General features: G+C 64.4%; 18 protein-coding genes. 12 read left to right on the top strand and 6 right to left on the bottom strand.

The window, feature by feature from the left end; genetic code table 11:
* Positions 1–330: 330 nt before the first annotated feature.
* Positions 331–921, top strand: a complete 591-nt coding sequence (gene gmk, locus D2E23_RS02870) for a guanylate kinase (RefSeq protein ID WP_126029493.1) — start codon at positions 331–333, stop codon at positions 919–921.
* A 543-nt stretch (positions 922–1,464) separates the two neighbouring features.
* Here gmk and ilvD read toward each other — a convergent pair.
* Positions 1,465–3,327, bottom strand: coding sequence for a dihydroxy-acid dehydratase (ilvD, locus tag D2E23_RS02865; protein ID WP_126029492.1), 1,863 nt, complete (start codon positions 3,325–3,327; stop codon positions 1,465–1,467).
* 154 nt (positions 3,328–3,481) lie between these two features.
* On the opposite strand from ilvD, the gene rpoZ reads away from it, so the two are divergent.
* The 6 genes from rpoZ to D2E23_RS02835 all read left to right on the top strand — a co-directional run bounded on the left by rpoZ (position 3,482) and on the right by D2E23_RS02835 (position 11,199).
* Positions 3,482–3,766: a DNA-directed RNA polymerase subunit omega gene (rpoZ, locus tag D2E23_RS02860; RefSeq protein ID WP_093960326.1), complete on the top strand. Its 285-nt coding sequence runs from the start codon at positions 3,482–3,484 to the stop codon at positions 3,764–3,766.
* Between the two features lie 350 nt (positions 3,767–4,116).
* A complete protein-coding gene (gene metK / locus D2E23_RS02855) occupies positions 4,117–5,334 on the top strand; it encodes a methionine adenosyltransferase (RefSeq protein ID WP_126029491.1) in 1,218 nt (405 codons plus the stop codon).
* Positions 5,335–5,503: 169 nt separating this feature from the next.
* Positions 5,504–7,780: a primosomal protein N' family DNA-binding protein gene (locus D2E23_RS02850; protein WP_126029489.1), complete on the top strand. Its 2,277-nt coding sequence runs from the start codon at positions 5,504–5,506 to the stop codon at positions 7,778–7,780.
* Positions 7,781–7,936: 156 nt separating this feature from the next.
* On the top strand, positions 7,937–8,641 hold the full coding sequence (locus tag D2E23_RS02845; RefSeq protein ID WP_126029488.1) for an HAD family hydrolase: 705 nt from the start codon (positions 7,937–7,939) through the stop codon (positions 8,639–8,641).
* Positions 8,642–8,720: 79 nt separating this feature from the next.
* Complete coding sequence (fmt, locus tag D2E23_RS02840; protein WP_126029486.1) at positions 8,721–9,695, top strand: methionyl-tRNA formyltransferase; 975 nt, start codon at positions 8,721–8,723, stop codon at positions 9,693–9,695.
* A complete protein-coding gene (locus D2E23_RS02835) occupies positions 9,688–11,199 on the top strand; it encodes an RsmB/NOP family class I SAM-dependent RNA methyltransferase (protein WP_126029485.1) in 1,512 nt (503 codons plus the stop codon). The genes fmt and D2E23_RS02835 overlap by 8 nt, the downstream gene beginning before the upstream one ends.
* Positions 11,200–11,496: 297 nt before the next feature.
* On the opposite strand, the gene D2E23_RS02830 is transcribed toward D2E23_RS02835, so the two are convergent.
* From D2E23_RS02830 to serB, 3 genes are all read right to left on the bottom strand, one after another.
* Positions 11,497–12,159, bottom strand: coding sequence for a potassium channel family protein (locus D2E23_RS02830; RefSeq protein ID WP_093960322.1), 663 nt, complete (start codon positions 12,157–12,159; stop codon positions 11,497–11,499).
* A 76-nt stretch (positions 12,160–12,235) separates the two neighbouring features.
* Complete coding sequence (locus D2E23_RS02825; protein WP_240541554.1) at positions 12,236–13,540, bottom strand: TrkH family potassium uptake protein; 1,305 nt, start codon at positions 13,538–13,540, stop codon at positions 12,236–12,238.
* 184 nt (positions 13,541–13,724) lie between these two features.
* Entirely contained in the window at positions 13,725–14,354 is a 630-nt protein-coding gene (gene serB, locus D2E23_RS02820; RefSeq protein WP_240541578.1) for a phosphoserine phosphatase SerB, read from the bottom strand.
* A 351-nt stretch (positions 14,355–14,705) separates the two neighbouring features.
* Here serB and arc point away from each other — a divergent pair, with 351 nt between their 5' ends.
* The 5 genes from arc (at position 14,706) to pafA (ending at position 20,643) form a co-directional block, all read left to right on the top strand.
* Entirely contained in the window at positions 14,706–16,223 is a 1,518-nt protein-coding gene (gene arc / locus D2E23_RS02815) for a proteasome ATPase (protein WP_240541579.1), read from the top strand.
* A 94-nt stretch (positions 16,224–16,317) separates the two neighbouring features.
* Complete coding sequence (gene dop, locus D2E23_RS02810) at positions 16,318–17,889, top strand: depupylase/deamidase Dop (RefSeq protein WP_126029482.1); 1,572 nt, start codon at positions 16,318–16,320, stop codon at positions 17,887–17,889.
* Positions 17,890–18,063: 174 nt separating this feature from the next.
* A complete protein-coding gene (locus D2E23_RS02805) occupies positions 18,064–18,906 on the top strand; it encodes an inositol monophosphatase family protein (RefSeq protein ID WP_126029481.1) in 843 nt (280 codons plus the stop codon).
* Positions 18,907–18,984: 78 nt separating this feature from the next.
* Positions 18,985–19,182 carry a ubiquitin-like protein Pup gene (locus D2E23_RS02800; RefSeq protein ID WP_126029479.1) on the top strand — a complete coding sequence of 66 codons (198 nt, stop codon included), beginning with the start codon at positions 18,985–18,987 and terminating at the stop codon, positions 19,180–19,182.
* Complete coding sequence (gene pafA, locus D2E23_RS02795; RefSeq protein ID WP_126029478.1) at positions 19,183–20,643, top strand: Pup--protein ligase; 1,461 nt, start codon at positions 19,183–19,185, stop codon at positions 20,641–20,643.
* A 167-nt stretch (positions 20,644–20,810) separates the two neighbouring features.
* Here pafA and D2E23_RS02790 read toward each other — a convergent pair whose 3' ends face one another.
* Positions 20,811–21,092, bottom strand: coding sequence for an HU family DNA-binding protein (locus D2E23_RS02790; RefSeq protein WP_093959424.1), 282 nt, complete (start codon positions 21,090–21,092; stop codon positions 20,811–20,813).
* Between the two features lie 193 nt (positions 21,093–21,285).
* Positions 21,286–23,619, bottom strand: coding sequence for a lysylphosphatidylglycerol synthase transmembrane domain-containing protein (locus D2E23_RS02785; protein WP_126029614.1), 2,334 nt, complete (start codon positions 23,617–23,619; stop codon positions 21,286–21,288).
* Positions 23,620–23,753 lie beyond the last annotated feature (134 nt).

Raw genomic sequence — 23,753 nt, 5'->3', positions numbered from 1 at the left:
ATCAAGCCGCTGTCCGCAACCACCGTTCCCTCGGTATCCCACCAGATCCCGCAGAACCCGCAGGCCTCCTACTCCCAGCAGGCCACCCAGCAGCAAAGCCAGAGCCGCCAGACGTCCGCCACCACGGTGAAGTCCACCCGATACGTACCCTCCGCAGTACGCGTCGCCACCACACCGCGCACCAACGACACTCTCGGCAACAGCGACCGCTTCAAGATCGAAGACCGCTCCTCCAAGCTCTGACCCCACTCCAAACTGCACCCGGCGCCCCGCTCCACCATGCGGAACGCCGGGTGCATTCATTCCCACCCACCAGAAAGAGAAGAACCAATGACCACCACCCCCCGTCGCCTCATCGTCCTCACCGGCCCCACCGCCGTCGGCAAAGGCACCGTCGAAGCCAAACTCCGCGAACACCACCCCGAAATCTGGGTCTCCGTCTCCGCTACCACCCGCGCCCCCCGCCCCGGCGAAATCAACGGCGTCAACTACTGGTTCCTCACCGAACAGGAATTCCAAGCCAAAGAAGCCGCCGGCGAATTCCTCGAAACCGCCGTCGTCCACGGCATGGCCCACTACGGCACCCTCCTCCAGCCCGTCCTCGACCACCTCGCCTCCAACACCCCCACCATCCTCGAAATCGACCTCCAAGGCGCCCGCCGCGTCAAACAGCGCGCCTCCGAACTCGGCCTCGACGTCCTCTACGTCTTCCTCGCACCCCCCAGCTTCGAAGAACTCAAGCGCCGCCTCATCGGCCGCGGTACCGAAACCCCCGAACAGCAAGCCCGCCGCCTCGAAACCGCCAAAATCGAACTCGCCGCCGAATCCGAATTCGACGTCACCATCACCAACACCACCGTCGACCAAGCGGCACAGGAGCTCTGGACCCTCATCGCCCGCGAATACCAAATCAACGCATGATGGAGCGTCATCGCCGTCGCAGAAGACTCGACGTATTGATATACGCCTTCGCCTTCTGCGACGACGATGCCGCACGCATCATGCGTTGATTTGGGGGCTGGAAGGTCTGGAACGGGGGGATTTGAGGTCCTTCGGTCGGGGGATTTGATCGGGGAACTCGATTTTTATGTTTTCGGTCGGGGGATTGGGCTGGGGGAGAGTGATTTGGGCTTTTGTGGGGAACGTGATGTGAATGGGGGTGGCCCTCCCTCTGTCACGACGTTGTCGTGACATCTCCCTCCCGGGGAGGGAGAACACTGGGGCTGGAGCCTGCGGAGATCGTGCTCCCTCCCGGGGAGGGAGCTGGCCGGCGTAGCCGGACTGAGGGAGGGATCTCAGCCGGGGACGTTGAACTCCATGCTTCGTGTTTCGGACTAAGCGAATAGCCAACGCAGTGCAGAAACAAAAACGGCGGGGCCGGGACACCACCTTGCGGTGAATGTCCCGGCCCCGCCGTTTCCGCGTTACGCGGTCTCAAAAATCAGCGGGTCGCGATCAAACGGATCAGGCCAGACCGGAGAGCTTGTTGATGAGCTCCGGGTCGCGGGTTGCGCCCTTATCCGCGGAACGGGCGAACGCGGCGTAGGCCTTCAGTGCCTGCGACACCTTGCGATCGCGGTGAGCCACATAGCCGTCGCCGGCCTCCAGCTCGGCGCGACGCTGAGCCAGCTCCTCATCGGACAGCTCCACGTTCACCTGACGGTTCTCAATATCAATATTGATGATGTCGCCGTTCTTGATCAGCGCAATCGGGCCCTTGTTCGCGGCCTCGGGAGCGATATGGCCGATCGCCAGACCCGAGGAACCACCGGAGTAACGGCCGTCGGTCAGCATGGCCACCTGCTTGCCGATGCCCTTGCCCTTCACGAACGACGTCGGGTACAGCATCTCCTGCATGCCCGGGCCGCCCTTCGGACCCTCGTAACGAATCACCAGAGCCATGCCCGGCTTCAGCGTATCGTTCAGAATCACCTCGATGGCCTGCTCCTGGGACTCGACCACCAGAGCCGGGCCGCGGAACTTCCAGATCTCCTCCGGCACGCCGGCGGTCTTCACCACGCAGCCGTCAGGAGCGAGGTTGCCGCGCAGCACGGCCAGACCACCCTCATGGATCTCCGGATGATCGATATCGTGAATGGCGCCGTTCTCACGATCGGTGTCCAGCGTGTCGAACGTCGTCTCATGCGTCCACGGATCCGGGGAAATGATATGGCCCGGAGCGGCATGGAATAGACGCTTGGCCTCGTCGGTGCAGGTGGGGCGCATGATGTCCCACGCATCCAGCTTGGCCTCAAGCGACGGGTAATCCACGGAATGCGTGTCGCGGTGCAGCTTGCCGGCACGATCAAGCTCGCCGAGAATGCCGGTGATGCCACCGGCGCGATGCACGTCGGAGATCTCCCACTTACCGGACGGGCTGGCCTTGCAGATGCACGGCACGGTGTGGCTGATGCGCTCGATGTCGTCAAGCGTGAAGTCCACGTCGGCCGACTGCGCCATGGCGAGGATGTGCAGCACGGTGTTGGTGGAACCGCCCATGGCCACATCCATGGTCATGGCGTTCTCGAACGCGTGCTTGGTGGCGATGGAGCGCGGCAGCACCGAATCGTCATCCTCGTGGTAGTAGCGGTTCGCGATGTGCACGATCTCGCGGCCGGCCTTCTCGAACAGTTCCTTACGGTACTTGTGCGAGGCGAGCACCGTGCCGTTGCCCGGCAGCGCCAGACCGATGGCCTCCGTCAGGCAGTTCATCGAATTTGCGGTGAACATGCCGGCGCAGGAACCACAGGTGGGGCACACGGTCTTCTCGTAGTTGAGCAGATCCTCCTCGGTGACGTTGTCGTCGGCGGACGCGTACATCACGGAGATCAGATCGGTGTTCTTCTTCACGGTGCCGTCGGCGAGCACCGTGGTGCCGGCCTCCATCGGGCCACCGGAAACGAAGATCGTCGGGATGTTCAGACGCAGCGCAGCCATCAGCATGCCCGGGACCACCTTGTCGCAGTTCGGGATGCAGATCAGGGCATCGGCGCAGTGTGCGTTCACCTGGTATTCGACAGTATCGGCGATGATGTCACGGCTCGGCAGCGAGTACAGCATGCCGGTGTGGCCCATGGCGATACCGTCATCGACAGCCATGGTGTTGAATTCGCGGGGGATGCCGCCCGCCTGCTTGATGGCCTCGGACACCAGACGACCCACCTTGTTCAGGTGGACGTGGCCGGGCAGGAACTCATCGAAGGAGTTTGCGATGGCCACGATCGGCTTGCCGAAGTCCTTGCCGTCGACACCGGCGGCACGGTAGAGGGCGCGGGCGCCAGCGAATACGCGCCCATTCATGAGTTTTGCGGATCGCATTTCTGTCATGGCTCCCATTCAACCATTCGGGCCGAACCTACACGCGTGCTAATGTCGATATATGGAAGGATTTTCACAATAGGTCTTCACAAAATGGCCTGTTTGGGGTAAAATCCACTCGCCTAGGAAAGTACTTTCACATATATTCAAGTTTGGAGAACCAATGGCACTTGGTACCAGCCCGGAACCTCAGGGACTTGCAGACCCGCCCATCGACGATCTGATGCAGCACGCCGACTCCAAGTACGCGCTCGCCATCTTCGCCGCGAAGCGCGCACGTCAGATCAACTCCTATTTCACCCAGCTCAACGAGGGCCTGCTGCAGAACGTCGGCCCGCTGGTGGAATACCAGAACCAGGAAAAGCCGCTGTCCATCGCCTTCCGCGAGATCAACAACGGCCTGCTCGAGGAGACGCTCGGCGAGGACGATCTGAACGAGGGCAACTGATTCCGCCGGATCCTTCCGGATCCTGCCGACTCCATCGTTTTCGATCGAGAAGATCCATCATCATCGTTTCGTCTTGATTCCCCGTTCCCGCATATGCGTCATATCCGTCGTCCACGGCCATGGCCGAATGATGCGACAAGCTGAATATCGTCGACATACTTGCCGATGACCTTGCCGACGTGTAGAACTGAACGACAGGAGCGAACGAACTGAGGGCTCGCGCCGTCCGACCGATCATGGTCGGGCAGGCACGAGCCCTTTTTTACAGCCTTCCTCCATATACAACAGAACACAAACCGTATCATTGTGCTTCGCCGCAGAGCGGGGCGATAAGTCCGGAAAGGAATGATATGTCCAATCAGGAGCGCAAGCTCATCTCCGCCGAATCAGTAACCGAAGGCCACCCCGACAAGGTCTGCGACCAGATCTCCGACGAGATCCTCGACGATCTGCTGCGTCAGGACCCCCAGTCCCACGTCGCGGTGGAGACCTCGGCCGCCACCGGCGTGTTCCTCGTATTCGGCGAGGTGACCTCCGAAGGCTACGTAGACGTGCAGTCCAAGGTGCGCGAGACGCTGCGCCGCATCGGCTACACCTCCTCCGAAGTCGGCCTTGACGCCGACTCGTGCGGCGTGATCGTCGCCATCACCGGCCAGAGCGCCGAGATCAATCAGGGCGTCGCCCGTCTCAACACCGAACAGGAATCCGCCGCCAGCCGCGAAGAGCGTTACGAGGCCCAGGGCGCCGGCGATCAGGGCGTGATGTTCGGATACGCCACCGACGAGACCGATGTGCTCATGCCGCTGCCCGTGTACCTGGCACACCGTCTCGCCTTCCGTCTGACCGAGGTGCGCAAGTCCGGCGAGGTGCCGCACCTGCGTCCGGATGGCAAGACCCAGGTGACCATCGAATACGACGAGAACGATCATCCGCTGCGCGTGGACACCGTGCTCATCTCCACCCAGCATGATCCCGAAGTTACGCAGGACTGGCTGCGCGCCCAGCTCAAGGAGCACGTGATCGACCCCGTGCTGGCCGACGTGCTCGACGGCACCGTGAAGCATGACGACTACCGTCAGCTCGTCAACCCCACCGGTTCCTTCGTGCTCGGCGGTCCGGCCGCCGACGCCGGCCTGACCGGTCGCAAGATCATCGTCGACACCTACGGCGGTGCCGCCCACCATGGCGGCGGCGCGTTCAGCGGCAAGGACCCGTCCAAGGTGGACCGCTCCGCCGCATACGCCACCCGTTGGGTCGCCAAGAACATCGTGGCCGCAGGCCTTGCCCACCGCGTCGAGGTGCAGGTGGCGTACGCGATCGGCGTGGCCGACCCCGTCTCCATCAACGTGGAGACCTTCGGCACAGAGATCGGCGGCGTGACCCGCGAACAGATCCAGCAGGCCGTGCGCAAGGTGTTCGACCTGCGCCCCGCCGCCATCATCGACGAACTCGATCTCAAGCGTCCGATCTACGCGAAGACCGCCGCCTACGGCCACTTCGGCCGCAAGGATGTGCAGTTCCCGTGGGAGGAGACCAACAGGGTCGAGGAGCTCAAGGCCGCCATCTGACCTGTGATTCGACCGATCGCCGTCCGTTCGGCTCGTGACGGTCGAACGACGGATCCGCGGATCCGCAAAGGACGCTAATGATCATCGGCACGCATCCATATCGGGTGCGTGCCGATTTTTCGTTCGTCGCCTTCCGTGTTCCCACAATCACGCGTGATACGTTGGAGGAATGACGGGGACACATGCCGAACAGCCGGCGCTCGACGGTCTGGCACCGCGGCGCAGGCGCAAGCGTGCCCCGGCGGAGAAGACCCCGGCCGATCATGATCCCATAGCGCGCGTGATCATCGACGTGCAGGCCACGCATCTGGGCCGCACCTTCGACTATCTGGTAGACGACAAGCAGGACCAGGACGCCCGTCCGGGCGTGCGCGTGCGCGTGCGGTTCGGCCACAAACTGCTCGACGGATTCATCTGGGAACGGGCGTCCAGCAGCGACACCCCCACCGCATCGTTGCGATTCCTGGAACGCGTGGTATCTCCGCGCGTGGTGCTGTCCACGCAGATGCGGCAGGACATCACCCGCGTCGCCGACGCCTTCGGTGGCACCCGCGCCAACATCATCCGCGTGGCGGTGCCGCCGCGCAGCGCCAAGGTGGACCGTGAATGGTCGCCAGGGGACAAGGCCGTCGCCTCCCGCGGCATCGAACTGGAGGCCCTGCTCGCCGAGCCGGTGTTCAAGGGGCTCTCCCGCATAGAATCCACATACTCGTCCGCTCGTGCGCTCACGCAGGCGCTGGACTCGCACTCCTACGCGCAGGTGGTCTGGGACAATCTTCCCGGACCTCGACTCTGGGCCAAAGACTTGGCGTGGGCCGTCGCACACACGCTGATGCACGGTCGCTCCGCGGTCGTGGTGCTCCCCGACATGCGTCATGTGGCCGATCTGGCGCGATGTCTCGCCTCCTACGGACTGCGGCCCTACGCGCCATCGTCAAGCGGCAACGGCATCTGGTCCGGCGACGTGGCCACGCTCGGCGCATCCATGGCGCCCGAACTGCGGTATCGGTCCTACATGGCCGTGGCCACGGGCGCGGTGCGATGCGTGATCGGCGTGCGCGCGGCCATGTATGCGCCGGTGGAGGGCAACGCACTGTTCGCCATCGTCGATGATGCCGCCTATCAGAACGCCGACGGACTTATGCCGTACGCGAACGCCCGCGATGTGCTGCGTCTGCGTGCCCAGGCGCACGGCGGCACGTTCCTGGTGACCGGCCATGCCCGAAGCCCGCAAAGCCAGTGGGACGTCGACCACGACTCCCGGGTGGTCGAGGTGACGGCCAACCGTGCGGCGGCCAAGGACCTCACCCCCTGGACCCGATGGCTCAATCGCGAGGAGCTGATGCGCCTCGCAGAACCGGCCCTGGGCGCTCGCGTGCCCCACGTGGCGGTTAGCGTCATCAACCGTGCGCTGAAGAAGGGCGGACCGGTGCTGCTGTCCGTGCCGCATCGGGGTGCGGGCACCGTGCTCGCCTGTTCCCGGTGCCGACGTCAGGCCCGGTGCCGCAGATGCTCCGGACCGTTGCGCGGCATGCCCGGTGCCGCTCCGCAATGCCTGTGGTGTGGCGCCGCGGCCGTGGACTGGACATGTCGGGAATGCGGAGGCGAGCGCCTGTACGGCGTGCGCGTGGACGCGGAAGGCACCATGCAGGAGCTGCAGGGCCTGTTCCGCGGCGTGCCGGTCATGATCTCCACGCCGAATCAGCCGCGCGGCATCATCGAGGACGTGGCCTACAAGCCGCAGATCGTCATCGCAACGCCCGGTGCCGAACCGCGCGTGGTGCCCATCCGTGGCATGGCGTCGGAGACCAACGGCTATCAGGCCGTGGCGATTCTGGATGCGTGGACCAGTCTGTATGCGCCGGGCATCGACGCGCGCGTGGACGCCCTGACGGCGTGGATGCGCGCCGCGGCGTTGTGCGTGCCGCGAACGCTCGGTGGTCAGGTGATGCTGATCGGCGAGTCCGATCCGGCGCTCGCGCAGTCCCTGGTGGTGTGGGATTCGCGGATTCTCGCCACCAGAGAGGTGGCGGAGCGTACCGAAACCGTGCTGCCGCCCAGTGTGACGGCGGCCGTGGTGTGGGGGGACCGTGCCGCCGTGATGACGTTGCTGGATCGTATCGGCGCGTTGTCCGGAGACTTTTCCGTGATCGGCGTGCCCTCGGCCGGTGGGGGAACGGGCGATGACACGGGTTCCGAAAACGCTGTGGACGCGGCCGATGTGGAGGAGTGGCCGGCCGTGCTCGGCCCGGTGGAGATCCCCGTGGAGCCTGGACTGAACCGGCAGCTCGACGGCGTGACCGATCGTGTTCGTGCGCTGATCCGTGTGCCGAGAGGTCGTGGCGGTGAGCTGGCTGAGCGGCTGCGCGTCGCCACGGCCAAGCATGTGGCATCGCGTGCGCCGGGCGAATTGCGGTTCAGGATCAATCCCAAGGACGTGCTCTGACCGGTTCGGGCGAAGGTGGCCGCGTGCGCTGACATGCGTGCCCCGATGGAATGCGAGGATGGTCGTGTCGTCGTCCGTGCGGCGTGTTTCGATGGATGAGGCAATGACATCCGACATGAACTACGCATGAACTACGACATGGGACAAGGAGCCGTCATGAAGGGTTGGCCTGGAGAACCGCAGATGGAATACGACGTGCTGGTGGGGGAGGGCAATGCCGCCGGCGCAATGGGTAAGCCGATTGAAAACGTGATCTTCGACTTCGGCAACGTGCTGATCTACTGGAAGCCCGAAATGGTGCTGCTGCCGCGCTACAGCCAGCAGACCATCGACGCCTTCCTCGACAATGACGTATCCGGCTTCTATGACGCCAACGACATGATGGACGGCGGCACCGATCCGGACGAGGCGATCGCCTGGATGCGTACCACGCACGGCGACAAGTGGGCCGATATTCTGCGCTACTACATCGACAACTTCCGCGATTCGCTCACCGGCATCGTGCCGGGCGCCCGCGTGCTGATCAACGATCTCAAGGCCGCCGGTCTGGGCGTATGGGGATTGTCCAACTGGGAGGCGGAACTGTTCCATGTGGCCGAAGAGCAGTGCGACATCATCCGCGAGCTCGACGGCAAGCTCGTCTCCGGATTCGTGAAGATGCGCAAGCCGCATCGCGACATCTATGAGAAGGCGCTTGAGGAGTTCGGCATCAGCGCCGAAGGCAGCGTGTTCATCGACGACAAGGCCATGAACATCGTGGGCGCCAACGAGGCCGGCATCCGCGGCGTGCGATTCTCCGATCCGCGCAAGCTGCGCGCGCTGCTCATCGCCAACGGCGTGAACATTCCCGCCGTGCAGTAAGTGCGCGTCGACGTGTGAGCCCATGCGTCGACCGCGGTGATCGTGGCGCATACGTATCGATATCGATGATTACGAAAGGATTAGTGTATTGAGGATTCTGTTCTGTGGCACTCCTGATGTTGCCGTGCCGTCGCTGAAGGCGCTGGCCGAGGCCGATGGCATCGAGGTGGCCTGCGTGCTCACCCGTCCCGACGCCCCGCGCGGGCGTGGACGCCGTCTGATGCCCAGCCCCGTCAAGGTGGCGGCGCAGGAGCTCGGCATTCCGGTCATCGACGGCAATCCGCGTGACGAGGGATTCGTCGGAGAGCTCGCCGCATTGAACGTCGAGGCCGCCGCCGTGGTGGCTTACGGCCGTATTCTGCCGCAGAACGTGCTCGATGCGCTGCCCAAGGGCTGGTACAACCTGCATTTCTCGCTGCTGCCGCAGTGGCGTGGCGCCGCGCCCGCCCAGCGCGCCCTCTGGTCCGGCCAGCCGAGCACCGGCGCCACGGTGTTCCGCATCACGCTGGGCATGGATGAAGGGCCGATCCTGTTGCAGAACCATACCGACATCAGCGATCGTGAAACATCCGGTGAGCTGCTGGACCGTATGGCGGTCAGCGGGGCGCCGCTGCTGGTGGACGCCATGCGATCCGTGGCCGATGGCACCGCGCAGCCGGTTGCACAGCCTGCGGACGGCGTGACCGTCGCCGACAAGATCCGCACCGATGACGCCCATGTGATCTTCGACGCCCCGGTGGAGAGCGTCGACCGTCAGATCCGCGCCTGCACGCCCGAACCGGGTGCTTGGTGCGCGTTCACGGCGAATGCCGAAGCCTTCGACGCCCAGCCGCTGACCCTGCACATTCTTTCGGCCGCTCCGGCCTCCGACGCCCCCAACGTGCCCATGGACCTCGCTCCGGGAGAACTGCGGGCCGGCAAGCGCAACGTGTGGGTGGGCACCGCCACCACGCCGCTGGAACTGCTCGAGGTCAAGGCGCAGGGCAAGAAGGCCATGCGTGCTGCCGACTGGGCCCGTGGCGCACGACTCGGTGCGGAGGCGCGCTGTGCCTGAGTTCGACTTCCGATCCGGCAAACGTGACTCCCGCAGGCCCGGCCGGGCGAAAACCACCCGCGGCCGGCGACCGGCGAACAAGCCGGCGGCCGACCCCCGTGCCATTGCCTACGACGTCACCTCGCGCGTCAGCACTTCCGATAGTTTCACGAACCTGCTGCTGCCGAAGGCCCTGGCCTCGGCCGGCATGGACGCACGAGGCAACGCCTTTGCCACCGAGCTGGTCTATGGCACGCAGCGGTGGCGAGGACTGCTTGACGCGGTGATCGTCTCGGCCGCCAAACGTCCGGCCACCGACATCGACGACACGGTGCTCGACGTGCTGCGCATCGGCACGTTCCAGGCATTGTTCATGAACGTGCCCGACCATGCCGTCGTCTCCAAAAGCGTGGACCTGGCCCGATCCAAGGCCGGTGCCCGCAGTGCGGGATTCGTCAACGCCGTGATGCACCGGGTCGTCGCCCGCAGCCGTCAGGAATGGGAGTCGATCGTCGTCTCCCGCATCGGCAAGGGCAGGCCCGCCGAACGTCTGGGTGTGCGGTACTCGCATCCCGCATGGATCGTGGAGGAACTGGAGAAGGCGTGGAATGCCGCCGGCTACGCGGCGGACGCCGGCTCGCAGGACGTCGTCGATGACCCGATCGGCGCCATGCTGGCCGCCGACAACGAAGCTCCCGACGTCACTCTGGTGGCACGTCCGGGACTGGTGACCCGAGACGAACTCATCGCCCAGCTGCCCGATCGTGCCGAACACGAGTCCGGTCGTTGGAGCCCCTATGCCGTCCGTGTGCACGGCGTGAACCCGGAACGTCTGGCCTACGTGCGTGCCGGCCTGGCCGGCGTGGAGGACGAGGGCAGCCAGCTTGCCGCGCTTGCCCTGGCCTATGCGCCGATCGAAGGCGACAAGGACTCCTCATGGCTTGATATGTGCGCCGGTCCCGGCGGCAAGACCGCGCTGTTGGGTTCGCTCGCCGCGCAGCGACACGCCGTGCTCAACGCCAACGAGCCCAGCGCCCATCGCGCCAGACTGGTGCGCGACAACGTCCGGGCTCTGCCGGACGGTACGATCGGCGAAGTCTGGGAGCGCGACGGTCGTGAACTGGGCGCCGAGCACGCCGGCGAATTCGACCGCGTACTCGTGGACGCTCCCTGCTCCGGATTGGGATCGCTACGACGCCGCCCCGAAGCCCGTTGGCGCAAGAAGCCGGAGGACATCACCGAACTGGCGGAGATCCAGCGTGCGCTGCTGAACTCCGCTCTCGACGCCACCCGTTTCGGTGGCACGGTGGCCTACGTGACCTGTTCGCCGGCGCTCGCCGAGACGCGTGCGATCGTGGACGCGGTGCTGGCGTCCCGCAAGGATGCCGAACGATTGGACGCGGCGGCCGTGCTGCGTGCGGTGAATCCCGCGATCCCGCTGCCGGAGAGGCCCGGCGACGTGCAGCTGTTCGAGCATCTGCATGGCACCGACCAGATGTTCATCAGTCTCATCCGCAAGCACTGAACTCCGGCATGGTATAGAACCGCTCGGCTCCCCTCAGTCTGCTGCGCAGACAGCTCCCCTCGGAGAGGGGAGCCACGGGGGCTGAGGGCTGGTCGGGATATTCGTACCGTAATCGATCAGGGCGTTCGTTGCCCCGAATATAAGCGCCACGGTCCCGTCCTGCCCGTCCTGTGGCTCCCCTCTCCGAGGGGAGCTGTCGGCAACGCCGACTGAGGGGAGCACGGCCCCGACACCAACACGCGTGATGCCCCATCCACTACCATGCCCCGCCCCCGTCACAGGTTGGAACCCGAGCGATCAGCTTTCGATGAAGCGGTCGATCTGTTTCTGCGCGCCGAGGATGATCAGCTCGGCGTTGTGACGGATCACGATGTCGGTGGAACCATACTGGAACTCCTCGCCGGGGTTCTTCACGCCGATCACGCTCACGCCGAACCGTTCGCGGATCAGCGAATCGGCGATGCTCTGCCCGCAGACGGAAGAAGGCGTAAGCACCTTCACCACCGAATACGGTCCTTCGATCTCGATGTAGTCGAGGAATCGGCTGGCCAGCAGATGGCCCACACGCTTGCCGCCATCGGTCTCCGGACGGAACACATGACTGGCGCCGATGCGCTGCAGAATACGCGTATGCTGATGCGACACCGATTTGGCCCACACGTCGGGGATGCCGGCGTCGAGCAGATTGCCGGTGGCGAGGATCGACGCCTCCACACTGTCGCCGATCGCCACGAGCGCCGCGTCGAAATTCGAGGCGTTGATCTGTTCCACGGCGAGCGGATCGGTCAGATCGGCCTCCATCACCGGCACATTGCCGGCCCAACGGGCCACGATCATCGGATCCTTGTCCACGGCGAGCACATCCTCGCCCAATTCGCCCAGCGTACGCGCTGCCGCGGTGCCGAATCGTCCCAGACCAACCACCAGGATCGAACGGCTTTCGCTGTGTATGGCGCCCATCTGTTCCTTCCCTCTCGTAGTGCCATGCGTGAACAGTTGCTGCAATGCGGGAATCATCGTCACCACCTATCGAAAACTAACCGACAATGATACTTTCAGCCGGGTACCGTACCGCCTGTGGCGGCTGCGGTTTGGAGATGGCGTACGCCACCGTCATGGGGCCCAGTCGTCCAATGACCATAAGCGCCGCCAGCACGTACAACGTGCCTGGATTGCCCGGATCCGCCACGCCCAGCGTATAGCCGCCCAGACCGAACGCGGAGCAACATTCGAACACGATGTCGGTGAGCGAACGGTCTGTGATGGTCAGTAGGATCAGCGAGGCGACGTAGATCAGAATGCTGCAGGTGGCCGTGATGGCGACCGACATGATCACGGTCTGCGTGTGCAGACGCTTGCCGAATACGGAATCGTCCTTGCGGCGCAGGAACGCCGCCCGACATACCAGAATCAGCACGGCGAACGTGGTGACGCGAATGCCGCCGGCCGTGGACGCCGAACCGCCGCCGATGAACATGATCCACGACATGAACAACTTCGTCTGCTCGCTCACGTGCGGCATCCACGAAATGTCGAATCCCGCCGAACGCGGCATGACCGCCGCCACCAGTGCGTGCCACAGCTTCGACGACAGGTCGGCGTTGTGAAACAGCGTGGTGTTGTTCCACTCCACAGACAGGAACCACAGCAGCGACGTGGTGACGATCGACATCGTGGTCACCACGGTGAGCTTGGTGTGCAGATTCCAACGTTTGGGCCCCTGCCGACGGTGTGCGCACTGGAACACGTTGAGGATCACGGGGAAGCCGAGCGTACCGACGAACGCGCAGAGCAGGATCGGCAGACCGACCGACCAGCTGTTGATGTACAGGCCGGCCGTGTCCGGTGTGAAGCCGGCGTTGTTGTACGATGCGACGGCGAAGAAGATCGCCTCCCACAGGGATTGCGACACCTGCCCCTCGTTCAGACGCAGCAGGGCGGGAAACAGCAGGCTGAATGCGATGATCTCCACGCTGAACGTACAGATCAACACCACGTTGATCACCGATCGCACCTCGCTGAGCTTCGACGCGCCCAGCTCGTCGGCGGCGAGTAGCTGCTGGGTGACGCGGATACGACGACTGATCGTCATGGTGATCAGTGACGCGAACGTCATGACGCCGAGACCGCCGAACTGGATGCACAGCAGGATCACGGCCTGCCCGAACAGATTCCAGTACTCCGCCGTATCCACGATGACAATGCCGCACGTGGACAACGCCGATACGGTGGTGAAGAAGGCGGTATTGAAGTCGGTGACCTGACCATCCCTCGAGGTCGCCGGAAGGATGAGCAGCACCGTGCCCACCACGATCAGTACCAGAAAGTATGCGAGAGACAAGCGTCCAGGGTGCGAGAGCATGCGTTCGGTAAACGCCCTGCGCACGGACGGAGTCTTGGTTTGCGAGGATGATGAGAACCCACGCCACACGGATCGTCTGTCGTTGTCCACCTCAGCACGCTAACTCCGTAGGCAGACAAGTCGATCACAAGTTGATCACATTGATCGTGCGACCGAGAGTCGGTCAGGCGTGATCGATGATCGTGAACGCGCGCATGAGATCGCGCTCGTCGATCGCATGCGGCGCCGCGTCGCGTGTTCTGGGCTTGGCGCAGAACGCGATGCCCACGCCCGCCGCCTGGATCATGGGAATGTCGTTGGCGCCATCGCCGATCGCCACGGTGTGCGCCATATCGATGCCGTATTCGTCGGCCCAATGACGCAACGCGCTGAGCTTCGTCTCCTTGGTCACGATGTCGCCGATCAGACGGCCGGTGATCCTGCCGTCCACCACCTCCAGCGTGTTCGCCAGACAACGGTCGATACCGGCATCGGCGACCAGACGATCGGCCACTTCATGGAATCCTCCGGAGACCACGCCGACCTTCCAGCCGCGCTCGTGCGCGGTACGCACCAGATCAAGGGCGCCCGTGGTGAAGCTGGTGCGATGGTATACGCGATCGAACACCGACGCGTCCATGCCGGACAGCAGTCCCACGCGTTCGGCGAGCGCCTGGCGGAAGTCGAGTTCGCCGCGCATGGCACGCTCGGTGATGGCCGCCACCTTCTCGCCGATGCCGGCCTCGTCACCCAGCAGGTCGATGACCTCCTCGTTGATCAGCGTGGAGTCGATGTCCATGACGATCAGCCGCATGCCGTCGTCAATGCTGCCAGCGGGTACGTCGGAGCCGGTGACGGCGGGGGAGGAGAACATGGTACGGCGGGAGGGGAAGGAACATGTGCGCATTCCACCCATTGTTTCCATGCGCGGGGACAATCGGTGCGGATCGGCGCGAATCGTTTCCGAACGTGGCATGGCGCGCGGCCGATGGTCGCGTAGGCTAGGAGTGGATATGACGAACGGGGCGTGCCCCGGGAAGGGATCATGCGGACGATGGGTGAGACCGAAACGATGAGTGCGGTGGCCGGGCCGAACGGGCCGGACGAGAGGAACGACGACGTGGCCGACGCCTCCGCGTCCGATCTGCAGGAGCGCTATACGCGCATGGCCGAGCATGCCGATGTGCTCCAGGCGAAGAACCATGCGCTCGCCCAGGCGCTCAACCGTGCGGGCAAGGAGCTGAGGCAGGCCAAGTCCCAGCTCAACTCCCTGGCACAGCCGCCGGAGAACTTCGCGCTGTTCGTCCGCGTCGACTCCAGCCATATCGACGAGGACGGGGTACGCCATGCCGCCGCCGAAGTGGTGATGGGCTCGCGTCGCATGGTGGTGCCCATCTCGTCGCTGGTGAACGTCGATCGTTTGTCCTGCGGCCAGACCGTGCTGCTCAACGAGAATATGGTGATCGTGGCCACGCGCGACCTGCCGATCACCGGGCAGATGCGCACGGTCGAGGAGGTGCTGGCGTCCGGTCGGCTGCTGCTCGCCGACCAGTCGGGACAGTTGTCCGTGGCTGTGCGGGCGAGCGCGCTCGCCAACGCCGAGCTGACGCGCGGCGACCGTGTGGTGGTGGACCAGTCGTGCACGATCGCGATCGAGACGTTGGCCCGTCCCGATGAGGATGATCTGGTGTTGGAGGAGACGCCCGACGTCTCGTTCGACGACATCGGTGGTCTGGACGCGCAGATCGGACAGATCCGCGACGCCGTGGAACTGCCGTTCCTGCATCGCGATCTGTTCGAACGCTACGATCTCAATCCGCCGCGCGGCGTGCTGCTGTACGGCCCTCCGGGCAACGGCAAGACGCTGATCGCCAAGGCCGTGGCCCATTCGCTGGCGCAGGGGTCCGGCGGCGGCGCCGGCGTGTTCCTTTCGGTCAAGGGGCCGGAGATCCTGAGTAAGTTCGTGGGCGAGTCCGAACGCATCATCAGGTCGATCTTCGAGCGTGCACGTCGTCGCGCGACGGGCGGCCGCCCGGTCATCGTGTTCATCGACGAGATGGATTCCCTGCTGCGCACCCGTGGTTCGGGCGTCTCCTCCGACGTGGAGACGACGATCGTGCCGCAGTTCCTGGCCGAGCTTGACGGCATCGAGGAGCTCAACAACGTGATGGTGATCGGCGCGTCGAACCGCGTGGACATGATCGACCCCGCGGTGCTGCGTCCGGGACGTCTCGATGTGAAGATTCGCATCGACCGGCCCAAGGGGCCACAGGCCGCGTCCATCCTGCGTCATTATCTGACCGATGATCTGCCGTTGGCCGACGGCATGACCGCCGACGATCTGATCGCCGTGATGGTGGGAGACATCTTCCGCAGGGACGAAAGCCGTCATGTGTGCGACATCGCCGACGAGCAGGGCAGGTGGACGAGCATATACTTCGGCGATCTGATTTCCGGAGCCATGCTCAAGAACATCGTGGACCGTGCCAAGACGGCGGCAGTCAAGGCGTCGATCGCCGGCGGCAGCCAGGCCAGGCTGGATGCGGAGATGCTCGGCCGCGGCATCGAGGAGGAGTACGGCGAATCCGTGGATTCGATTACCGGGGCCAATCCCGAACAGTGGGCGCGGCTCAACGGTCTCGAATCCGGCCGGGTGACCGCCATGAACCCCGTACGCCGATAGCCGATCTCGACGCGATCCCGACGACGATGGCCTCGACGACGATGGCAATGACGACAGTGACAACAACAGCGACCAGATGGGAGCAGAACAGACCATGACCGTACTTCGCGTGATGGGCACGGAAACCGAATACGCCGTGACCGACAGGGCCAATCCCCGAGCGAACCCCGTGCAGCTGTCGTTCGACGTGGTGGACGGCGCCGCCGACGACGATCGCCGACACATCCGTTGGGACTACCGTGGCGAGGACCCGGTCAACGATGCGCGAGGCTACCGTCTGGAACGTGCATCCGCCCGCCGCGACATGCTCACCGATTCGCCGCAGCTGCAGGTGGTCAACACCATCGCCCCCAACGGCGGCCGCATCTACGTGGACCACGCCCATCCCGAATATTCGGCGCCCGAAACCCTCGATCCGTTCCAGGCGCTGCTCTACGACCGTGCCGGCGACCGACTCATGCTCGTCGCCGCACGCGAGGCGTCCGTCCGTACCGGCAAACGCATCGAACTGTTCCGCAACAACGTGGACGGCAAGGGCGCCAGCTGGGGTTCGCACGAAAGCTACCAGATCCTCAGATCGGTGCCTTTCGATCTGCTCATCGCGATCATGACGCCGCATTTCGTCACCCGACAGATCTACTGCGGCACCGGACGCGTGGGACTGGGCGAACGCTGCGAGACCGCGGGATTCCAGCTGTCGCAGCGCGCCGACTACGTGCATGCCAAGGTGGGACTGCAGACCACGTTCGACCGTCCGATCATCAACACGCGCGACGAATCGCACAGCACCGACCGATACCGTCGACTGCACGTGATCGTCGGCGACGCCAATCGTATGGATACGCCCGAGGCGCTGCGACTGGGCACGACCAGCATGATCGCATGGCTCGCCGAGCATGCCGACGAGGTCGGCTACGATCTGACGGCACTCGCATGCCGACTCACGCCGGCCGACCCGGTCGAGGCCATTCATATGGTCTCCCACGATCTGACATTGCAGCAGCCGTACGCCACCGAGGGCGGCGGCACCATCACGGCATGGCAGACCCAGGTGCTGCTGCGGTCGGCCGTCTACGAAGTGGCCGCAGGCGTGTACGGCACCGACATCGACGGCGAACCGCTCTGGCCGGATGAACCCACCAAGCGCATCATGGCCATGTGGGGCACGGCGCTCGAGGACGTGGCACGCGTGGCCCACGCCGACGACGAGGAGCGCATGGGCATGACCGGTGCCGCCGGTCGGCTCGAATGGCTGCTCAAATGGCAGCTCATGGAACGGCTGCGTACCCGACGCGGTCTGGGCTGGAACGATCCGAAGATCCGTGCCATGGACATCGCCTGGGCCGCACTCGAACCCAGGGCGTCGGTCTTCGAAGCCGTGCGCGCCCACGCGATCTCGCTCATCGACGACGCCGCGCTCGACGGCGCCCGCACCACGGCGCCCGCATCCACCCGTGCATGGCTGCGCGCCGAAGTGGTCCGACGCTTCCCGAACGACGTGGTGGCCGCATCCTGGAGGTCGATCACCGTGCGCGGCGGCGACGGTCAGCTGCACGACATCGATATCGCCGATCCCGGCGAGCACACCGAGGCCGCATGCCGTGCCATGCTGGAACCCGTAGGAACCGTGGACGATCTCATCCGGGCATGTTCAGCCGAACGATAAGACGGTACTATAGTGGCCGACGATCAGGGCCTTCCGGTGCGGGTCCGCGGTCGACGGTCGGCGAAGGATCGACGGACCGATGACGATATCGATAGCAACATTGACGACAGCACCAAAGAAACGGTTGACAAGGGACGGACGGTCGGCGCATCAACGCCGCCGAAAGGAGACACGATGACAGACAGGGATCTTCGGGAACTCACCGTGAAGGTGGCCGAAGTGCTCAAGGACGCCGGCGAACTGGCCCTGCAGGACCAGATCAAGCCGCACGATCTCACCAAGGCCGTGCACACCAAGACCCGCCAGGGCAGCATGTTCTCCTCCGAAGTGGACGAGCGTCTGGTGCGCTACTGCCACGAGCGGATCAACGCGATCGAAGCGCATGAATGCTGGGAGGAGATCGGCTCCGACACCAAGCCGGGCGGACTCTACTGGTGCATCGGCCACGTCGACGGATCCATCAACTACGTGCGCAACATGCCCGAATGGACGGTCACCGTCTCCCTGTTCGAGGTGGACGACGACAACAACGGCATCCCGGTCCTCGGCGTGGTGCATGCCCCGGCGCTCGGCCTGACCTACATGGCCGCCCAGGGCAAGGGCGCGATCCGTGTGCGCGAGACCAAGCAGGGTCCCAAGCGCGAGAAGATCATGCCGTCCACCACCGATACGCTCAAGGACTCGGTGGTGAGCTTCGGCATGTCGTACTTCCCCGAGGAGTCCGCCCGCGCCCTGAAGACCGTGGCCGCCATTGCCGGCAAGCCGGCCGACGTCAAGCGCGTGGGCCCGGTTTCGATGGACCTGTGCAAGGTGGCCGATGGTACGTACGACGCCTACTTCGAACCATCGCTGCACTCCTGGGACGTGGCCGGCGTGTCCGCTGGATCCGTGGTGCTGCGCGAGGCCCAGGGGCACATCGAACGCTGGGACGGCACCGACGTGGTATGGGGCGCGAACAACGACATCGTGGCCTCCAACGGTCCGATCATGGACGAACTGCGTCCCTATCTCAACTAGTCGACTAGAACTGGGGACGGACCTTCCCAACCGTCCCGGGAACACCGGAGACCATACCGGAGAACAAAAGGAGCACATATGCCGCAGGAACAGGAACGTCGTTCGCAGCAGTCCCAGCAGTCGTCGCAGACCGACGGTCAGGAGACCGCCCGCGTGGAATCCGACTTCGCCGAGCAGGCGTCCGGACTCGACGCACTGCTCGACGACATCGAATCGACGTTGGAGACCAACGCCGAGGAATACGTCTCCAGCTTCGTGCAGAAGGGCGGCGAGTGAGTGCCACAGCTTCGTGACAGCCGCGACACCGGCACCGCGGCAATCCATGCGGGCGCCGAACATGCGGCGGGATTCGAACGTATCTTCGGCGTCGAAACCGAATACGGCGTGGCCGTGACCGAGACGGACAAGCCCGCCGACCCCGGTCAGGTGGCGATGACCATGTTCCGTCCCGTGGTGTCGCGCTCGCGCTCCACGAACACGTATCTGGCCAATGGCTCACGCCTGTATCTTGACGTGGGCAGCCACCCGGAATACGCCACCGCCGAGGCATTGGATCCGTTGATGGCATTGGCCCAGGATCTGGCGGGGGAGCGGGTCATGCGTCGTCTTGCGTCGGAGGCGCAGGACGAGCTGCGCAGGACCCATGGCGCGCACGCCCGCATCCACCTGTTCAAGAACAACGTGGATTCCGCAGGGCACTCCTTCGGCTGCCATGAGAACTATCTGCTGCGCCGTCAGGTTCCGCTCAGCGCCATCGAACACGAACTCATCCCGTTTCTAGTCACCAGACAGCTGTATACCGGTGCCGGCAGGTTCACCGCAGATCCCACGATCCCCGACGGATTCGAGATCTCACAGCGTGCGGAATTCCTGGACGACGCGGTCTCCAGCGCCACCACGCGTTCCCGGCCCATGGTCAATACACGCGACGAGCCGCACGCCGACTCCGATCTGTTCCGTCGCCTGCACGTGATCGTCGGCGATTCCAACCGTTCGCAGACCGCCACGTGGATGAAGCTGGCGGCCACGCATCTGGTGCTCTGCGTGATCGAACAGGCATGGCGGGAGGAACGTCCCTCAGGATTCGAACGATTCACGCTGATCGACCCCGGCGAGGCGATCCGTGCCGTGAGCCGTGACCGTACCGGTCGCGCCTCGCTGCGTCTGGCGGACGGAAAGACGATCTGCGCACTGACGATGCAACGCGCCTATCTGGCCATCGTCGAGGACTTCCTCGCCGCGCATGACGAGATCGTCGTGCCGGAGGCCGGCGGCCATGACGTGCTGACGCTATGGCGTCAGGCGCTTGACGCCGTGGAGGCCGATCGTTGGCAGGAGCTGACGTCATGGGTGGATTGGGCGGCCAAGCTGCAGCTCATTCAGGCGATGCGTCGACGTGATCCGAATCTGCCGGATGCGCGCATCGGCCAGATCGATCTTGATTATCACGACATCGTCAACGGATCGATCTTCCCCCGTCTGGAACGCGGCGGCATGATGCGGACGGTGCTCGATGAGACGGCCATCGAACATGCCGTGGGCAATCCCCCCGAAAACACGCGCGCCGCATTGCGCGGACGTTTCGTCAAAGCGGCGCTGACACATGATGTGCAGTTCAGCTGCGACTGGACGCACGTGACGCTGACCAGTCCCGAACGCATCGATGCCGAACTGCTCGATCCGTTCAGTGCCACGCCCACCGAAGCCTACGACAGGGTGCTTGCCGCATTGTCGTAGATTGTCGTGACGGCGGCGTTCGGCGAAGACCAGCCGGCAAACCAAAAACGGCAAACGAAAACCCCCGACCGGAGAATTCCGATCGGGGGTTTCACAAGTCTTTACGAGTCGACCTTCGGATAGTGCGGTTCGCCTTCCGAAACGGTCATGCGCCGTATGGCGTCAGATCACTCGGCGACGGCCTTCTTCAGCAGGGAGCCGGCGGACAGCTTCACGCCGTAGCCTGCGGGGATCTTGATGGTCTCGCCGGTGCGCGGGTTGCGACCCGTGCGGGCGGCGCGCTTGACGCGCTCGGCGGAGAACACGCCGGTGAGCTTGAGGCCTTCGCCGGACTTCAGGGACTCGACGAGCACTTCCTGGAAGGCGTTCACGGCGGCTTCGGACTGGGCCTTGGTCAGATTGGACTTCTGAGCGATCTTGGACACCAGGTCAGACTTGTTGTATGCCATAATCCACATTTCCTTCTATGACGTGGGAGCCCCTTCTTAAGACGGGAATCCCTTGGACCACAACCGATTGTAACGTATCGAATCGGTAAAATCCGCATTAATCGGCAAAATAACGCCCTTTTCGCCAAACAATTCCCCCAAACGATCACCGAATACGGACGGAGTGGGTGACGCCGGCGTGGCAAGGGCGAATTCAGAGCAGACTGTGGGCGTTCATCCACTTCATGGCCGCCGCGCCGATCGGAATACGCAGCCAATAGGTGAGCAGACGGAACAGCAGCGTCGCGGAGAACGCCACCGCATAGGGAACGCCCACCGAGGTGAAGCCAAGCGTCAGCGCCGCTTCGATGGCACCGAGGCCACCGGGCGTGGGCACCGCCGACGCCAACGTATTCGTCAGCACGTAGATGAACGTGATCTCCAACGGATTCGCGGAATGTCCGAGCGCCATAAGCGCCGCCCAGAAGCTCAGTCCGAGCAGCAGGTTCTGCAACAGCCATCCGCATATGGCGGCGGCCAGCTTGCGAGGCTGCGAGAGCAGTTCCACCAGCTGACGGGCGTACGACAGCACGATCGGCACCAGACGGTCGATGACCAGACGCCGCGTGAACGGCACGATCATGGCCGCCGACACCACGAACGCCAGCAGGCCGATGGCGATGACCAGCGTATTCGTGGGGATCATGCCCGACAACGTATTGCGTCCGGTGAAGACGCCGATGACGACCAATAGCCCCACGATGGTGATCGCCTGCACGGCCAGTACGGCGCTCATGATCGCCGTTGCCGTGGCGTTGCGATAGCCGAGCCTGCGCAGGTACTGCAGATTCACGAACGCCGGTCCCACGCCGGCGGGCATGGAGACCGTGGTGAAGCTGCCGGCCGCCTGCGATGCCAGAATGCCCACGGTGGAGCGACGATCGCGGTCGATGAACGCGCCAAGCGCCAGCGCCGAACCGGCCCAGCTGGCCACGCCGAACAGGAAGCTCAGCGCCGCCATCCACGGATTGGCCTGCGACACGGCGTCGAGGAAGTCCTGCGGCTTGAGCTGGGTGAACACCACCACGGCCGCCACGATCAACAGCACCAGCGTGACGAACGACTTCACGTTGAAGCGCGACAGTGTCACCGATTCGATGGCGCCGCTTTCCTCGTCCGGCGACAATTCGCCGAGTGAACGGCGTAGCGCCTTGATCGTCTCTCGGCTCCAGAACTCATCCGTCCGCGTATCACGCGCCACGGCCACGTTCTGCACGAACGGCACCAGTCCGACCAGCGCCGGGCGACCCCAACTGCGTTCGGCGCAGCGGATGATACGGCCAAGGCCGACACGGCAGGACAGGGCGGCAAGCAGCTGCACACGATCGATGGCCACGTTCGCGGGGGAGCTGGCGTCGTCGCCGTTGAGCCAACCGGCCAGCACCAGACGTCCGGTGCCGCTCCTGACAAAGGACTCGGGCGTGATGTTGCGGTGCGTGACGCCACGACGGTTCGCCTCGCCCAGATAATCCATCGCCGCCACCAGATCATCGTCCTGCACGGTGTTCCAATCGCAGGGCGTGAAGGTCGGATCGGCATGGAACACCATGATCGACGATTCGCCGCTCTCCGTGCGCGCATACACGTGCGGTGTCTCCAACCCGATGTTGTTCAACGTCAGCAGCAGGTCGACATGATGATGCGTCGCCTCCGACATCGAACGGTCGCGGCGCAGATCCACGCCGGACGCCATCTTCAGCCACAGCCACAACTGTGAGAGATAGCCGACCGTACGGGTCTGCTCGTCACAGACCGAGGCGATATACGCCTCGCCGTCACGGGTACGTACATCGTAGATGCGCGAGAATGGCGACAGATCGTCGGCGAGCGACGGTCGGCCGATCTCCGCAAGACCGGAGTCACGGCGCCTCAGCTCCGCCACGTCAAGACCGACTCCCGTCAGCGCGGTCACCATCTGCCGGCCCCACACGCCCTTGTTCTGCGTGCCGAGCACGAACCGGCTGAGCAGACCGATCAGACGTCCGATGGCGAACGCCACGGCCACGCCGGCGATGGGGTCCACGGAAATGACCATGAACAGGGCGGCGATGGCGATCAGGGTGTTCCACCCCCATTTGACGCTGCCCCGCACCCGGTGAGGCCCGGCCGCGGTAAGGAACGCCGCCAGGCCGGCGAAGACGTCCGGCAGCAGCGGGCCTCCGATCACGGCGCTGGAATCCAACGCCGTCACCAGCACGGTGGAACCGAACCGACCGATCGCCCAACTGGCGGCGCCGGCCACGGCGAACCCGAGAAACATCGACACCGTGGCGGTGATCGACTGCACCCATTCCCGTCCGATGATCAGCTGGCCAAGTACGGCCACCACGATGAGTACCGTCACCAGCTGCTGCAGCAGCGACAGCGGCAGCTCCACCAGCCATCCGAACAGTAGACCGGCATGATGTACATCGGCCTCCACGCCCGTGGAGATGCCACGCAGATACACCGAGGCCAGCATGATGATCACGGCCGCGATCACTGCCATGGCCGCGCTGACCAGATCGGAGAAGTCGTGGACACGCTTCGGGGGAGTGTCGGAAATGGAGACGCCGCCCTCCACAGGCGCATCCTGTCCCGAAGCGGGCGAGGATGCGGATGCCGGAGTGGCGGCGTCGCCGA

This window comes from Bifidobacterium callimiconis (assembly GCF_003952005.1).
Classification (GTDB): Bacteria; Actinomycetota; Actinomycetes; order Actinomycetales; family Bifidobacteriaceae; genus Galliscardovia; species Galliscardovia callimiconis.
This window is presented reverse-complemented; position numbering and strand designations above follow the sequence as displayed.

Bases quoted from the DNA above. Each gene is read 5' to 3' on its own strand.
- gmk (WP_126029493.1), top strand. From the start codon at position 331: ATGACCACCACCCCCCGTCGCCTCATCGTCCTCACCGGCCCCACCGCC.
- ilvD (WP_126029492.1), bottom strand. From the start codon at position 3,327: ATGACAGAAATGCGATCCGCAAAACTCATGAATGGGCGCGTATTCGCT.
- rpoZ (WP_093960326.1), top strand. From the start codon at position 3,482: ATGGCACTTGGTACCAGCCCGGAACCTCAGGGACTTGCAGACCCGCCC.
- metK (WP_126029491.1), top strand. From the start codon at position 4,117: ATGTCCAATCAGGAGCGCAAGCTCATCTCCGCCGAATCAGTAACCGAA.
- D2E23_RS02850 (WP_126029489.1), top strand. From the start codon at position 5,504: ATGACGGGGACACATGCCGAACAGCCGGCGCTCGACGGTCTGGCACCG.
- D2E23_RS02845 (WP_126029488.1), top strand. From the start codon at position 7,937: ATGAAGGGTTGGCCTGGAGAACCGCAGATGGAATACGACGTGCTGGTG.
- D2E23_RS02830 (WP_093960322.1), bottom strand. From the start codon at position 12,159: ATGGGCGCCATACACAGCGAAAGCCGTTCGATCCTGGTGGTTGGTCTG.
- serB (WP_240541578.1), bottom strand. From the start codon at position 14,354: ATGCGGCTGATCGTCATGGACATCGACTCCACGCTGATCAACGAGGAG.
- arc (WP_240541579.1), top strand. From the start codon at position 14,706: ATGGCCGAGCATGCCGATGTGCTCCAGGCGAAGAACCATGCGCTCGCC.
- dop (WP_126029482.1), top strand. From the start codon at position 16,318: ATGACCGTACTTCGCGTGATGGGCACGGAAACCGAATACGCCGTGACC.
- D2E23_RS02805 (WP_126029481.1), top strand. From the start codon at position 18,064: ATGACAGACAGGGATCTTCGGGAACTCACCGTGAAGGTGGCCGAAGTG.
- D2E23_RS02800 (WP_126029479.1), top strand. From the start codon at position 18,985: ATGCCGCAGGAACAGGAACGTCGTTCGCAGCAGTCCCAGCAGTCGTCG.
- D2E23_RS02790 (WP_093959424.1), bottom strand. From the start codon at position 21,092: ATGGCATACAACAAGTCTGACCTGGTGTCCAAGATCGCTCAGAAGTCC.
- D2E23_RS02785 (WP_126029614.1), bottom strand. From the start codon at position 23,619: ATGGCAGTGATCGCGGCCGTGATCATCATGCTGGCCTCGGTGTATCTG.